Consider the following 12,616-nt stretch of genomic DNA (forward strand, 5'->3'; position numbering starts at 1 on the left):
CCCTTAGTGTCTTACGCAGTCGCCACTACTTCACCGTTCGAACGATAGACGCGTTGTTTGTTGCCGTCTTCGCCGAATTGATAAGTAATACGGTCTGCTTTTTGGGTTTGCGCATTTAAGATTGCGACATTTGAGATATGCAGAAAAGCTTCTTGCTTAATAATGCCACCTTCAACGCCAGTCGCCTGATTTGGCTTCTGATGTTTAGTAACAATGTTAATGCCTTCTACTTTAATACGATCGTTTTTTACAGCTTGCACAGTACCTTGTTTGCCTTTATCTTTACCAGCAATCACGATAACTGTATCGCCTTTACGTAATTTTGACATGGATTACCTCACAATACTTCTGGTGCTAGTGATACAATTTTCATAAACTGATCACCACGTAGTTCACGAGTTACCGGTCCAAAAATACGAGTTGCAATCGGTGCTTTGTTTTGGTTCAACAATACCGCAGCATTGTCATCAAAACGTAATACCGAACCATCAGGGCGACGAACGCCTTTTTTGGTACGTACAACTACTGCATTCATCACGTCGCCTTTTTTAACACGACCACGCGGAATGGCTTCTTTAACCGTTACTTTAATAATGTCGCCAACTGATGCATAACGACGATGAGAACCACCCAGTACTTTAATGCACTGAACTCGCCTTGCACCGCTATTATCTGCAACTTCCAGCATTGACTCAACCTGAATCATAGCGTTACTCCACACGTATGAGCAATAAAAACCAGTTGCTGCCGCTAGCACAGTATGAGTAGACGGCATTTTAATATAAATAACCGCACCTAACTCTTAATGTGAGTGATATACGCTCGGCGCAATCAGCATCCTTAAAAAGGCGGCTATTTTAACAGCTTCTGGCTTTTAATGCAATTTACTTAGATTTTTTCTACTTTTTCAACCACATCAACCAAAGTCCAAGACTTGGTTTTTGAGATTGGACGCGTTTCTTTGATGCGGACAAGGTCGCCTTGTTGGCAAACATTATTCTCATCATGAGCTTTGATTTTTGTAGAACGACGAAGCTGCTTGCCATACAAAGGATGACGAACCAGACGCTCAATCAAAACTGTGATGGACTTGTCCATCTTGTCGCTGACAACTCGTCCTGTCAATACGCTAGCATTAGCTGTTTGATTGTTATCGCTCATGAGTCGCCTCGTTGTTTCTCGTTAATCAAAGTCTGAAGCTGAGCAATCGTACGACGATTGCCACGTACTTCATGGGTATTACCCAACTGACCAGTTGCTTTAGCCATACGAATACGGAAAGCATCAAGTTGCTTTTCATCAAGTAACTGAGTCAGTTCTTCTAATGATTTATCACGTAATTCACTGATCTTCATTACATTATCGTCCGCTTAACAATGGTAGTTTTAAAGGGCAGTTTTGCTGCAGCAAGCGTTAAGGCTTCGCGAGCAAGCTCTTCTGAGACCCCTTCGATTTCATATAGCACTTTACCAGGTTTGACTTCGCATACCCAATATTCTACAGGACCTTTACCTTTACCCATACGTACTTCGAGTGGTTTATTAGTAATTGGTTTGTCTGGGAATACACGAATCCAAATCTTACCGCCACGCTTAATTTTACGAGTGATGGTACGACGTGCTGCTTCAATTTGACGGGCAGTCATACGACCACGAGTCAACGATTTTAGACCAATTTGTCCGAATGCAACGGTGCTTCCACGATGAGCTAGCCCAGTGTTACGACCTTTGTGCATTTTACGAAACTTGGTACGTTTTGGCTGTAACATAGTTTAACCTCTATCTGAGTTTCGACGGTTTCCGTTTCCACGACCACGGCGTTTTGGCGCACGAGGCTTATCTTCCTTCACGGGATTATAAACACTGTTCATACCGTCAAGGATTTCGCCACGGAAAATCCAAACTTTTACACCGATAGTGCCGTAAGTTGTCTCTGCACGTATTGACGCATAGTCAATATCAGCGCGGAGTGTATGCAATGGCACACGACCTTCACGGTACCATTCAGTACGAGCAATCTCAGCACCGCCAAGACGGCCAGACAGCTCAACTTTGATACCTTTAGCACCAGAACGCATGCTGTTCTGTACCGCGCGCTTCATCGCACGACGGAACATAACACGACGCTCAAGCTGGCTACCGATACCGTCTGCTACTAAACGTGCATCAAGATCCGGTGACGTGATTTCTTCAATGTTGACCTGAGCAGGTACGCCCATAATTTTGGTCAATTCTTTTTGAAGTCTTTCGATATCTTCGCCTTTTTTACCGATAACAATACCAGGACGCGCAGTGGCGATGGTAATCTTAGCAGCACCAGTAGGACGCTCGATCATGATGTTGCTGATCATAGCTTTATCTAGTTTTTTGCGTAGATACTCACGAACTTGAATGTCGTTGATGAGGTATTCTGAGTATTGTTTAGGGTTAGCATACCAGTTTGCGTTATGCTTTTTGACAACACCAAGACGAATTCCGATTGGATGTACTTTTTGTCCCATAACTTATTCTCCTACCTTTATAGTGATGTGACAAGTACGCTTGCTGATACGATCAGCGCGACCTTTGGCACGTGGTAGGATACGTTTTAGCGTAATGCCTTCATCAACGTAGATGGTTGATACTTTAAGGGTATCAATATCTAAACCGTCGTTATGTTCGGCATTGGCGATGGCTGAGTTAAGGCATTTCTTAACAAATACAGCGCCTTTTTTATTACTATACGTTAGGATATCCAAAGCACGCTCAATAGATTTGCCACGAACTTCATCAGCGACGAGTCTAACTTTTTGTGCCGAAATGGCGGCACCGCGTAATTTTGCAGTTACTTCCATGGTAAGCACCTTATCTCTTAGCTTTTCTGTCAATGCCATGACCACGATACGTACGAGTCGGGGCAAATTCACCTAGTTTATGACCAACCATCTGCTCACTTACGATAACCGGTACATGAGTACGGCCGTTGTGAACAGACAAAGTTAGGCCAACCATTTGGGGCAGAATCATCGAGCGGCGCGACCAAGTTTTAATGGGCTTGCGTGAGTTGGTGTCTAATGCATTCTCAACTTTGGCAAACAAATGCGCGTCTATGAATGGACCTTTTTTCAATGAACGAGGCATGAAATTCTTCCTTTATTTCTTCTTGGCGCGACGGCGACGGATAATCATACTGTCAGTACGCTTATTATGACGCGTTTTAAGTCCTTTAGACTTCTGACCCCAAGGGCTGGTTGGATGGCGACCTTTGTTACGACCTTCACCACCACCATGTGGGTGATCAATCGGGTTCATAGCGACACCACGAACAGAAGGACGAATACCGCGCCAACGTGAAGCACCGGCTTTACCAAGTGATTTCAAGTTGTTTTCAGTATTAGATACTTCACCAATAACAGCTCGGCAATTTACGTGTACGCGGCGAGTTTCGCCAGAGCGCAAACGTAGAATAGCATAAATACCTTCACGACCTAACAACTGAACGCTAGCACCCGCAGAACGAGCCATCTGTGCACCTTTACCGATTTTAAGCTCGATATTGTGAATCACAGTACCCAATGGGATGTTTTTAAGCGGTAAACAGTTACCTGGACGGATTGGTGAGGTTTCACCTGACATTACGGTATCGCCAACTGCTTGCTTTTTAGCAGCAATGATATAGCGACGCTCGCCGTCAGCGTACTTAAGTAACGCAATATGAGCGGTACGGTTAGGATCGTATTCGATACGCTCTACCGTTGCTGGGATATTGTCTTTAGTACGTTTAAAATCGATGATACGATAATGATGCTTATGACCACCACCAACATGACGGGTAGTTATGCGACCATTATTGTTACGACCACCTGACTTACTTTTTGATTCGAGAAGCGCTGCATAAGGACGACCTTTGTAAAGGTGTGGATGCACCACTTTTTCAACAAAACGACGGCCTGGTGATGTTGGCTTTGCTTTTACGATAGGCATGAGTGTAATCCTTATTCGTTGTTCGCTGTTTCACTAGTAGAATCCGTAGTGTTCACTACGTCTTCACCAGCATCAGCCATTTGTACATCTTGACCAGCTTTTAAGGTAACATAGGCTTTCTTATAGTCGTTACGACGGCCGATGCTTTTACCAAAACGCTTTGTCTTACCTTTAACATTCAAAGTGTTCACTTTAATGACTTCAACACCTTCAAACATCAACTCAACTGCTTTTTTGACTTCAAGCTTAGTAGCATTAGAATCAATTTTAAATACCTGCACACCAAGTGAGTCGCCAAGCATTTGAGATTTTTCTGAGAATACAGGTCCTCTTAAGACCTGATAAAGTCTTGCGTTATTCATGCTAGTGCTTCCTCAAATTGTTTCGCAGCTTCAACTGACATGATCACTTTATCATATGCGATCAAACTCACTGGATCCACTTCGTTTGTACCAAGTACATTGACGTGTGGAATGTTGCGAGCGGCTAAGTATAAGTTTTCGTCAACTTCTTTGGTGACGATTAGTGCACGAGGTGCATTAAGCTCATTTAGCTTTGCAATCAGCTCTTTAGTCTTTGGTCCAGAAACGCTCAACTCTTCAACCAAAACCAAACGCTCTTGGCGAATCAATTCGGCGAGGATACACTGCATTGCACCGCGATACATCTTGCGGTTAACTTTCTGTGACCAATCCTGTGGTTTTGCAGCGAATGCACGACCACCAGAACGCCAGATTGGGCTACGAATAGAGCCTGCACGAGCGCGACCAGTACCTTTTTGGCGCCATGGCTTGATGCCACCGCCAGAAACTTCGGCACGGGTTTTTTGCGCACGTGTACCTTGGCGAGCACCAGCAAGATATGCGGTGACGACTTGATGCACTAATGCTTCGTTGAATTCACGACCGAAAGCCGTATCAGAAAGCTCAACCGCCGCACCTGTAACTGTTTTTAAATCCACGTTAATCCCCTTGCTTAGGCTTTGACTGACGGACGTACGATGACATCGCCACCGGTGGCACCTGGGATAGCACCCTTGATGACAATTAACCCTTTTTCAACATCAACCGATATCACTTCTAGGCCTTGAACGGTAACGCGTTTGTTACCCATCTGACCTGGCATTTTTTTGCCTTTGAAGACTTTACCTGGTGACTGGTTCTGACCAGTTGAACCAAGGGCACGGTGAGATACTGAGTTACCATGGGTGGCATCTTGCATGCTAAAGTTGTGACGCTTTACGCCGCCTTGAAAGCCTTTACCTTTACTTTGTCCTGTGACATCAACTATCTGACCTTGTTCGAACAAGTCAGCTAGGATTTCACCACCAATCTCACGACCTTCAAGATCGCTTTCATTGGCACGAAATTCCCAAACACCACGACCAGCGGCAACGCCAGCTTTAGCGAAGTGACCTTTTTGTGCGGCTGTTACGCGGCTGTCACGACGGGTGCCTGTGGTAATTTGGATGGCTTGATAACCATCTACATCAGTATTTTTTACTTGAGTAATGCGGTTTGCATCGACCTCAACCACTGTTACAGGGATAGATGCGCCTGTTTCAGTGAAGACACGGGTCATGCCGCATTTTTTACCGACTAAACCGATCGCCATTTTAGACCTCTTTATATCTTATATTAATGGGTTGGGTGTGTGATGTGCATTAACCCAAAGCAATTTGAACGTCAACACCCGCCGCTAAATCTAGCTTCATTAGCGCATCCACAGTCTTGTCAGTAGGCTGAACGATATCAACCATACGCTTGTGAGTACGGATTTCGTACTGGTCACGAGCGTCTTTATTAACGTGTGGTGAGGTTAGAACGTTGAAGCGCTCAATGCGAGTCGGCAACGGTACAGGACCACAAATTTGCGCACCAGTGCGCTTTGCAGTATCAACGATCTCTTGTGCAGATTGATCGATTAGACGATGATCAAAAGACTTAAGACGGATACGGATTCTCTGGTTAGCCATGCCAGCAAGCTCCTAATATGGGCCTTTGTCATCTTTGCTTCGCAAAGATATGAGCAAAAGCCGTTTGGTTAAATATTCACTTTAAGCGGCCTTCTGTTCTTAACCAGAATGAGTTCTTTATCGGAACTTATAGCGTGCCAAAAGCAAAATAGTTTAAAGCCCCGCCGACCCTTCCATTATAGGATGTCAGCAAAGGCATAATGAAATAGTGCTAGAAACGATGCTCTAGCTGTCATAGCGCCAGCTGTTTGATTGGCTGCGCATATATAATTCAGTGGTGTATATTATACATAGAATTTCATTCATTGCAAGAGTAATATCTATGGTGATTCAAGATATTACTCTTTATAAACATCATGGTTGAATGACGCTATTTATTTGTGTTATTTGCGATAACTGAGTCTATAGCCATAAATAATAATGAGAACATCAGTCTAAAACAACATTAATCCAAAACAATGTCGTACTGCTCTTGGGTATATAAGTTTTCTACATCAAAAGTAATCACCCTACCTAATAAGTACTCTAAGTCTGCCACCGTATCCGATTCTGTCGTCAACAGTAAATCAATGACCGCTGCATGAGCGACGACGGTAAATTTCTTGGGAGAGTTATAAGTACGGGCGCAGCGCATGATTTCACGGAATATCTCAAAGCAAACCGTTTCAGCTGTTTTGACGAAACCGCGTCCTTGGCAAGTTGAGCACGGCTCACAAAGTTGCTGCCCGAGCGATTCACGTGTACGTTTGCGGGTCATCTCTACCAAGCCCAGCTCACTGACTTGGGTAATCTTAGTCTTAGCATAATCTTGGGTCAGCTGCGATTGCAGGCTCTCGAGCACATCATCTTTATGCTGCTGCTCCAGCATATCAATAAAATCTAGGATAATAATGCCACCCAGATTGCGCAGACGTAACTGACGGGCGATGGCATGAGTGGCCTCAAGATTGGTCTTATAAACCGTATCCTCTAATGAACGCCCCCCGACGAAAGAGCCTGTGTTGACATCAATAGTCGTCATCGCCTCAGTTTGATCAATAATCAGGTAACCCCCTGATTTTAAATCTACACGGCGTTTTAGGGCATCACGTAAATCGTCCTCGACGCGGTGTACATCAAACAAGGATTGCTCAGCGGTGTAATGCACGATGCGATCATAGATAAAAGGGACAAATTCTTTGGCGAAATATCTGACTTGCTCATAGATTTGGGTATTATCGATCACGACTTTTTCGGTATCGGCATGCACCAAGTCACGAATAGAGCGCAGTGGTAGTGATAACTCTTGATAAATAAGCTCTGAGCTTTGATGGTGGTTAATCTCTTGGCGGCGCGCGCAAATGGTACGCCACAGCTGCAATAGATAATAAATATCTTCTTCCAGCTTATTCACAGGGACACGCTCAGCAGCGGTACGGGCAATAAGCCCACCTTTTAGGTTAACGGTTTGCATCAAGCTACTAAGCTCACTTTTTAAACGAGTACGTTCCTCGTCGCCATCAATACGCTGCGAGATACCGATATGCTCACTGGATGGCAAATAAACCAAATAGCGAGATGGCAGCGATATATTGGTGGTTAAGCGCGCCCCTTTGCTACCCAACTGATCCTTGGTAACCTGCACCAAAATGCGTTGGCTCTCGTGCAAGCGGTGTTGAATGAGGGTCTTAGAAACAGGGATAACGTCCGTACTCTGGGTACTGATAACGGGTGGCGTCACTGCCAAACTATCTTCTATAATAGTGCCCGCTTTATGGTTATCTGCATCTGCTTCTTTACTGGTATTTGCCACGGTTTTGTTTTCTGCGACTGGACGAGGCTGGCGCTGCATATCATTGACGTGTAAGAATGCGGTACGCGATTGACCGATATCAACGAAGGCGGCCTGCATCCCAGGAAGGACACGTACGACTGTACCTAAGTAGATATTACCAACCAGCCCCAATTTATGGTGACGTTCAATATAAATCTCACCCAAGATACCATTGTCTAAAACTGCAACACGGGATTCCATTGGACTAATATTAATCAGCAGCTCTTCGGACATAATATTTTTCTCTTATCTCTCAGCTTTTTTGGTTAGACGGTCATTGTCTATTATTATGACAGTGTAACAAATGCGACTTGCTCTTGCCCATCACCCTACCGTGTCATTATGTGCAGCAACTTAATGTGCAATAACGTAGCCAGTAACCCTTAAGCAATGTTCAACACGCCCTATTTTCTGTGACTTTTTTAATGAGTGCTAGTGTTTGCGAAAGCGGTAAACCAACGACATTGGTATAACTGCCATTGATACGGCTGACCCATGCAGCACCTAAGCCTTGGATACCGTAACCGCCCGCTTTATCAGCAGGCTCGCCGCTATCCCAATAATCACTCATCATCTCCATAGTTAATGGGATAAAGGTCACTTCTGTGCGCTCAGTAATTTGCTGCTGATTAACCACTTGAAACGCTTGCTCATCATTTGAGCCGTTAGCCAGCGTTGAGTTATTAGAAGGCTTAGGGAATAATGATACTTGCGTGGCCTGCACTGCCGTCCATACTTCATGGACACTATCAGACATTTGCTGCCACATGCTATACGCATGCTCGCGGTCGATCGGCTTGACCAATACAGTCTTACCATCTGGTAGCACGCCAATGGTATCAGAGGTCAAAATGATAAGCGGTTGGGCAAAATTGTCTTGGTCAGTTTTGAGGGTTTGGTTGATGTGTTGTACTGCCGCATCTGCTTTGGCAGCGACCATACGTTCAATATAGTTTTTGGGCGATTCGTTGTCGTGTGGCGTTTCATCGATGTCTACGCTTAGGGTACTAAAATCTAACTGCGCTCTTGTTAGCAATTCACGACGACGCGGTGAACCAGAGGCTAAAAGGATATCCATCGTTACTCTCTTATTGTGTAAATTTATAGTGTGCTTCTCTTTGAGAGCTTTTATAAGCAATCGTACTATAATTGACTCTCTTTAAAACCGATACAAGTGCTACGAACGTATCAGTTTTATGTAGAACTGCCTAATATCTTCTTGAGATTGAATCTACGACGGGTAATGGTACTTTTTATTAACGTGCAAACTTGCGTAAAGCCAGTAATACCAGTGGCCAGCTTATGATACTCATTATTAATGATAAGGCGGATTTTGCAAAAAAGACATTTTGAACAAACATCTGTAATATCCACAGATTCAACTGAAAAACTATCAGGCCTAAACTCGCTATCAACCATGCACTAATCGTATTTAATTGCTTAATATAGATACTGGCTATCCTGATAACCAGTGCCACGACCACTGCAGCAAAGGCTTGCTGCCCTAAATGGGTATCCATCAGTAGATCCGCAATAAGACCAATGGTGAATGCGGTAAAGATACCAACGTAGCGTGGCTGAAATAGCAACCAAAAAATCAGCACCATTATCATAACCATAGGGCGTAGTGTTGCCATGCTAGGGCTTAATGGATAGACATTGAGCGATGAGGCGGCGACGAAGCTAAGAATAATCGCAACAACCAACAGTACCGTTATATTGTCAGAATCAGGATGCGACATGAGTACTTACCTTAGGAAGTGTCTAGCGAGAGCTATTAACGTGTTGATTGGGGTTCGATAGATTGAACATCGTAGCGGAAAAGGCATTGATAAACAGCTAGCTCATAAGTATAAATTTAAGCGAGCTGCCACACCATCAACGCTCATTGATAACACTGTTGTTTTTATTGACTAGCTTATCTTGTAGTATCAGCACATAAGCGTTATCAATAAAGTTCGCGGCAGGCGTCACTTCGATACTTCTAAAGTTATCGGCTTGAGTGTCCTCAATATGAGCGATTTGGCCAACGCGATAGCCTGCTGGTATGCGTCCACCCAAACCCGATGACACCAGCTCATCACCCACGCGCACGTCTGAGGTTTTAAAGACATAATTGAGACTAAGTGAGGTTGGAATACCTTGACCGGTAACAATAGCGCGCTGCCCCGTACGCTTGACGGTAACGGCCACGGATTGCTGTTCATCGGTAATCAATAATAAACGACTGGTATTGGGATAAACATTGATAATCTGTCCTAAAATACCGTCCTCATCGATAACCGTCTGTCCGACCTGTGCCCCATCTTGTGCGCCTTTATTCAGCACCACAATCTGTCTCAGTAAGTTGGTATCTGTACCAATTACCTGTGCCAAATTTAAATCAAACTGTTCAGGCTTGGCCGTTGATAAGATACCTTGTAGGCGGGCGTTTTGTGCCAAGATATAATCCTGCTGCTGCAGCTTGGCTTGAGCGTGGATAAGTTGCGACTTTAGCTGCATGTTTTCACGGCGTAGCGCTTCTTTGGACTGCATGCTACCACTGGCCCAATGCGTGGCGTAACTCGGTAACAACGACAGCTCATAAATAGGCTGCATGGCGGCATGACTGGTATTACGTATTGGGTTAAACCACTCTGAGTTTTTGCTATCGAACCACATCAGTATCAAAGCTACTATCAATACAATAGCGGCCTTGCGTAGTGCTAATGGTTGGCGCGCAAAAATACTTGGGGTCATAAGTCGTCAACTCAGGGATGATAAAGTAAGCGGTAACCAGTAATAAATTTTGGCATTTATTAAGGCAATTAAAGGCAGCGCAACCGGCTACCTTTAATTTTATATTTTTCGCCTAATCGTTGATGCCAATAATAATTACGCACCATCATATTGAAAATGCTTAACCAAAATCAATTAAACAAAAATCATGTTCAAACTCTTGTTATTGATAAAATCAAGGGCAATACCACCGCCGCGGCTCACGCACGTTAATGGCTCTTCTGCCACAGTCACAGGCAAACCCGTTTCTCTTGAAACCAGCTTGTCTAAATCGCGTAATAATGCCCCGCCGCCGGTCAATACGATACCGCGCTCAGCGATGTCTGATGACAATTCTGGCGGCGTCTGCTCAAGGGCGGCTTTTACGGCACTAACAATACCGCTTAGTGGGTCGCTCAAGGCTTTTTGCACTTCTTCTGAATTGACAATAAAGGTTTTTGGCACGCCTTCTGCCATACTACGACCACGAACTTCGACTTCTAATTGACTGTCCTCATTTAATGCAGAACCGACTTCTTGTTTGATACGTTCAGCGGTGGTTTCACCAATCACGCAACCATGGGTACGGCGGACATGAGTAATGATGGCTTCGTCAAACATATCGCCACCGATACGAATCGACTCGGCATAAACGCAACCTGACAACGCAATAACCGCTATTTCAGTCGTACCACCACCGATATCAACCACCATCGAGCCGCTGGCTTCATGAACGGGCATGCCAGCACCAATCGCTGCTGCCATCGGTTCCTCTAATAGTAGTACTTTGCTTGCGCCTGCTGACGACACCGCTTCACGAATCGCTTTGCGCTCAACCAAAGTAGACTTGCAAGGCACACAAACCACCACGTTAGGCTGCGCCATAAAACGCTTGGCTTTTACCTTAGCAATGAAGTGTTTCAGCATTTTTTGCGTCACTTCAAAGTCCGCAATCACGCCGTCTTTTAAGGGACGAATAGCGGTGATATTGGCAGGTGTACGGCCTAGCATTTGCTTGGCATCCACACCTACAGCTGCAACGGTAGGGTTCTGGGTACGATTGCTTCGTAGCGCGACCACCGTAGGCTCGTCGAGCACCACGCCTTTACCAGGAATAAAAATAAGGGTGTTCGCAGTACCGAGGTCGATTGCGATATTATTTGATAAAAATCCAAACAGGTTCATGACTAATATATCCAGCGTCTTACGAATGAGGCGAATGAGAGTGACTGAGGGGTTACTCATCAGTGTTGAGCAGGTCGTCGTTAGACATTACCTGTGGCGAGAGTTTATCATCGCAACAAGTCAAACCGAAGCAATAATGATGAAATGAAAAAACTGAGCTAAATTATACCGATTTGGCTCAAAAAAAACACAGATATTTGCACCAGTTAGCTAGAATTTTACGCTTAAGCGCTAAAAGTTGTTACAAAATTTAAAATGGTAAACAATCTCAATTCATTTAACGAAACATCATTTAATTCAACAACTAACAAGGCGTTACAGCCAGGCGATATTTTTGCTTAGCAGCGAATGCCCACTGTAACGTATTTTGTCACTCAACGGGGCGCAATTGATGGTTAACCCATAACTGTCTGGTCAACTTTGCAAAGCCGCTTCGAGTAAAGATTGTGCAGCAATCCAGCGTCATGCTCTGTAATCTTCAGTGAGATGCTTTATAATAAAGCCACTGTATACACATCTTATTTTGGTTTATTTTAATATTTGCCTATTTTGACCATATTCCACTCTAACAAAAACTGTCCTGCACTGGAGAAATCATGTCTCAGCAACCATCAACGTCTGACAGCAATGTCAGCCGCGAAGAAATCCTAGAAGTTGCCAACCTTGCGCGTTTGGGTGTCGATGAAAGCACTGCCGATAGCTATGCCGATGACATCAGTAAAGTATTAAAACTGATGCATACCCTTGGCAATGTGGATACCACCGATATCAAACCGTTAGCCAATATTCATGAAGCTTGCCAAGAATTGCGGGCTGATATTGCCAAGCACGATATCAATCGTGAGCGCAATCAATCAGTCGCGCCTGCTGTTGAAGAAGGACTGTATCTAGTACCACAAGTGATTGAATAGGCTGCCGACGCTA

General features: G+C 44.4%; 19 protein-coding genes. 1 reads left to right on the forward strand and 18 read right to left on the reverse strand.

The genetic code is table 11. The features are described from left to right. Nucleotides 1-11: 11 nt before the first annotated feature. The 18 genes from rplX to ACT3TU_RS00840 form a co-directional block, all read right to left on the reverse strand. Complete coding sequence (gene rplX, locus ACT3TU_RS00755) at nucleotides 12-329, reverse strand: 50S ribosomal protein L24 (protein ID WP_192523469.1); 318 nt, start codon at nucleotides 327-329, stop codon at nucleotides 12-14. Nucleotides 330-337: 8 nt separating this feature from the next. Then, nucleotides 338-706, reverse strand: coding sequence for a 50S ribosomal protein L14 (gene rplN / locus ACT3TU_RS00760; protein WP_010196702.1), 369 nt, complete (start codon nucleotides 704-706; stop codon nucleotides 338-340). Nucleotides 707-888: 182 nt separating this feature from the next. Continuing rightward, nucleotides 889-1,161, reverse strand: coding sequence for a 30S ribosomal protein S17 (gene rpsQ, locus ACT3TU_RS00765; protein WP_010196699.1), 273 nt, complete (start codon nucleotides 1,159-1,161; stop codon nucleotides 889-891). Further along, the gene (rpmC, locus tag ACT3TU_RS00770; protein WP_110923946.1) at nucleotides 1,158-1,355 is read right to left on the reverse strand and encodes a 50S ribosomal protein L29; all 198 of its coding nucleotides are present in this window, start codon (nucleotides 1,353-1,355) and stop codon (nucleotides 1,158-1,160) included. Before rpmC ends, rpsQ begins: the two co-directional genes overlap by 4 nt. Further along, the gene (gene rplP / locus ACT3TU_RS00775) at nucleotides 1,355-1,768 is read right to left on the reverse strand and encodes a 50S ribosomal protein L16 (protein ID WP_192523468.1); all 414 of its coding nucleotides are present in this window, start codon (nucleotides 1,766-1,768) and stop codon (nucleotides 1,355-1,357) included. Before rplP ends, rpmC begins: the two co-directional genes overlap by 1 nt. A 3-nt stretch (nucleotides 1,769-1,771) precedes the next feature. Beyond that, nucleotides 1,772-2,500 (reverse strand): 30S ribosomal protein S3, encoded by a 729-nt coding sequence (gene rpsC / locus ACT3TU_RS00780; RefSeq protein WP_192523467.1) that lies wholly within the window; start codon nucleotides 2,498-2,500, stop codon nucleotides 1,772-1,774. Nucleotides 2,501-2,503: 3 nt separating this feature from the next. Continuing rightward, nucleotides 2,504-2,833, reverse strand: a complete 330-nt coding sequence (rplV, locus tag ACT3TU_RS00785) for a 50S ribosomal protein L22 (protein ID WP_192523466.1) — start codon at nucleotides 2,831-2,833, stop codon at nucleotides 2,504-2,506. 10 nt (nucleotides 2,834-2,843) lie between these two features. Continuing rightward, the gene (gene rpsS / locus ACT3TU_RS00790) at nucleotides 2,844-3,119 is read right to left on the reverse strand and encodes a 30S ribosomal protein S19 (RefSeq protein WP_192523465.1); all 276 of its coding nucleotides are present in this window, start codon (nucleotides 3,117-3,119) and stop codon (nucleotides 2,844-2,846) included. Nucleotides 3,120-3,131: 12 nt separating this feature from the next. Further along, the gene (gene rplB, locus ACT3TU_RS00795) at nucleotides 3,132-3,962 is read right to left on the reverse strand and encodes a 50S ribosomal protein L2 (protein WP_192523464.1); all 831 of its coding nucleotides are present in this window, start codon (nucleotides 3,960-3,962) and stop codon (nucleotides 3,132-3,134) included. An 11-nt stretch (nucleotides 3,963-3,973) separates the two neighbouring features. After that, on the reverse strand, nucleotides 3,974-4,324 hold the full coding sequence (gene rplW, locus ACT3TU_RS00800; protein ID WP_192523463.1) for a 50S ribosomal protein L23: 351 nt from the start codon (nucleotides 4,322-4,324) through the stop codon (nucleotides 3,974-3,976). Next, nucleotides 4,321-4,923, reverse strand: coding sequence for a 50S ribosomal protein L4 (gene rplD / locus ACT3TU_RS00805; RefSeq protein WP_192523462.1), 603 nt, complete (start codon nucleotides 4,921-4,923; stop codon nucleotides 4,321-4,323). Before rplD ends, rplW begins: the two co-directional genes overlap by 4 nt. 14 nt (nucleotides 4,924-4,937) lie before the next feature. Next, nucleotides 4,938-5,576, reverse strand: coding sequence for a 50S ribosomal protein L3 (rplC, locus tag ACT3TU_RS00810; RefSeq protein WP_192523461.1), 639 nt, complete (start codon nucleotides 5,574-5,576; stop codon nucleotides 4,938-4,940). Between the two features lie 49 nt (nucleotides 5,577-5,625). Next, on the reverse strand, nucleotides 5,626-5,937 hold the full coding sequence (gene rpsJ, locus ACT3TU_RS00815) for a 30S ribosomal protein S10 (RefSeq protein WP_169393475.1): 312 nt from the start codon (nucleotides 5,935-5,937) through the stop codon (nucleotides 5,626-5,628). A gap of 445 nt (nucleotides 5,938-6,382) precedes the next feature. Continuing rightward, nucleotides 6,383-7,984 (reverse strand): Rne/Rng family ribonuclease, encoded by a 1,602-nt coding sequence (locus tag ACT3TU_RS00820; protein WP_192523460.1) that lies wholly within the window; start codon nucleotides 7,982-7,984, stop codon nucleotides 6,383-6,385. A 160-nt stretch (nucleotides 7,985-8,144) separates the two neighbouring features. After that, the gene (locus ACT3TU_RS00825) at nucleotides 8,145-8,828 is read right to left on the reverse strand and encodes a Maf family protein (protein ID WP_444783919.1); all 684 of its coding nucleotides are present in this window, start codon (nucleotides 8,826-8,828) and stop codon (nucleotides 8,145-8,147) included. 178 nt (nucleotides 8,829-9,006) lie between these two features. Further along, nucleotides 9,007-9,492 (reverse strand): rod shape-determining protein MreD, encoded by a 486-nt coding sequence (gene mreD / locus ACT3TU_RS00830; protein WP_444783920.1) that lies wholly within the window; start codon nucleotides 9,490-9,492, stop codon nucleotides 9,007-9,009. Between the two features lie 136 nt (nucleotides 9,493-9,628). Beyond that, a complete protein-coding gene (gene mreC, locus ACT3TU_RS00835; protein WP_444783921.1) occupies nucleotides 9,629-10,489 on the reverse strand; it encodes a rod shape-determining protein MreC in 861 nt (286 codons plus the stop codon). Nucleotides 10,490-10,663: 174 nt separating this feature from the next. Beyond that, the gene (locus ACT3TU_RS00840; RefSeq protein WP_444783945.1) at nucleotides 10,664-11,701 is read right to left on the reverse strand and encodes a rod shape-determining protein; all 1,038 of its coding nucleotides are present in this window, start codon (nucleotides 11,699-11,701) and stop codon (nucleotides 10,664-10,666) included. Between the two features lie 587 nt (nucleotides 11,702-12,288). On the opposite strand from ACT3TU_RS00840, the gene gatC reads away from it, so the two are divergent. Further along, nucleotides 12,289-12,603, forward strand: a complete 315-nt coding sequence (gene gatC, locus ACT3TU_RS00845) for an Asp-tRNA(Asn)/Glu-tRNA(Gln) amidotransferase subunit GatC (RefSeq protein WP_192523456.1) — start codon at nucleotides 12,289-12,291, stop codon at nucleotides 12,601-12,603. Nucleotides 12,604-12,616: the final 13 nt, after the last annotated feature.

It is taken from the genome of Psychrobacter sp. AOP3-A1-26 (assembly GCF_052378235.1).
In the GTDB taxonomy this organism is placed as follows: Bacteria; Pseudomonadota; Gammaproteobacteria; order Pseudomonadales; family Moraxellaceae; genus Psychrobacter.

Excerpts from the sequence above, each read along its gene's own strand:
- mreD (WP_444783920.1), bottom strand. The coding sequence starts at position 9,492 with ATGTCGCATCCTGATTCTGACAATATAACGGTACTGTTGGTTGTTGCG.
- rpmC (WP_110923946.1), bottom strand. The coding sequence starts at position 1,355 with ATGAAGATCAGTGAATTACGTGATAAATCATTAGAAGAACTGACTCAG.
- rpsJ (WP_169393475.1), bottom strand. The coding sequence starts at position 5,937 with ATGGCTAACCAGAGAATCCGTATCCGTCTTAAGTCTTTTGATCATCGT.
- rplB (WP_192523464.1), bottom strand. The coding sequence starts at position 3,962 with ATGCCTATCGTAAAAGCAAAGCCAACATCACCAGGCCGTCGTTTTGTT.
- mreC (WP_444783921.1), bottom strand. The coding sequence starts at position 10,489 with ATGACCCCAAGTATTTTTGCGCGCCAACCATTAGCACTACGCAAGGCC.
- ACT3TU_RS00825 (WP_444783919.1), bottom strand. The coding sequence starts at position 8,828 with ATGGATATCCTTTTAGCCTCTGGTTCACCGCGTCGTCGTGAATTGCTA.
- gatC (WP_192523456.1), top strand. The coding sequence starts at position 12,289 with ATGTCTCAGCAACCATCAACGTCTGACAGCAATGTCAGCCGCGAAGAA.
- rplW (WP_192523463.1), bottom strand. The coding sequence starts at position 4,324 with ATGAATAACGCAAGACTTTATCAGGTCTTAAGAGGACCTGTATTCTCA.
- rplX (WP_192523469.1), bottom strand. The coding sequence starts at position 329 with ATGTCAAAATTACGTAAAGGCGATACAGTTATCGTGATTGCTGGTAAA.
- rpsQ (WP_010196699.1), bottom strand. The coding sequence starts at position 1,161 with ATGAGCGATAACAATCAAACAGCTAATGCTAGCGTATTGACAGGACGA.
- rplP (WP_192523468.1), bottom strand. The coding sequence starts at position 1,768 with ATGTTACAGCCAAAACGTACCAAGTTTCGTAAAATGCACAAAGGTCGT.
- rpsC (WP_192523467.1), bottom strand. The coding sequence starts at position 2,500 with ATGGGACAAAAAGTACATCCAATCGGAATTCGTCTTGGTGTTGTCAAA.
- rplC (WP_192523461.1), bottom strand. The coding sequence starts at position 5,576 with ATGGCGATCGGTTTAGTCGGTAAAAAATGCGGCATGACCCGTGTCTTC.
- rplV (WP_192523466.1), bottom strand. The coding sequence starts at position 2,833 with ATGGAAGTAACTGCAAAATTACGCGGTGCCGCCATTTCGGCACAAAAA.
- rplN (WP_010196702.1), bottom strand. The coding sequence starts at position 706 with ATGATTCAGGTTGAGTCAATGCTGGAAGTTGCAGATAATAGCGGTGCA.
- ACT3TU_RS00820 (WP_192523460.1), bottom strand. The coding sequence starts at position 7,984 with ATGTCCGAAGAGCTGCTGATTAATATTAGTCCAATGGAATCCCGTGTT.
- rpsS (WP_192523465.1), bottom strand. The coding sequence starts at position 3,119 with ATGCCTCGTTCATTGAAAAAAGGTCCATTCATAGACGCGCATTTGTTT.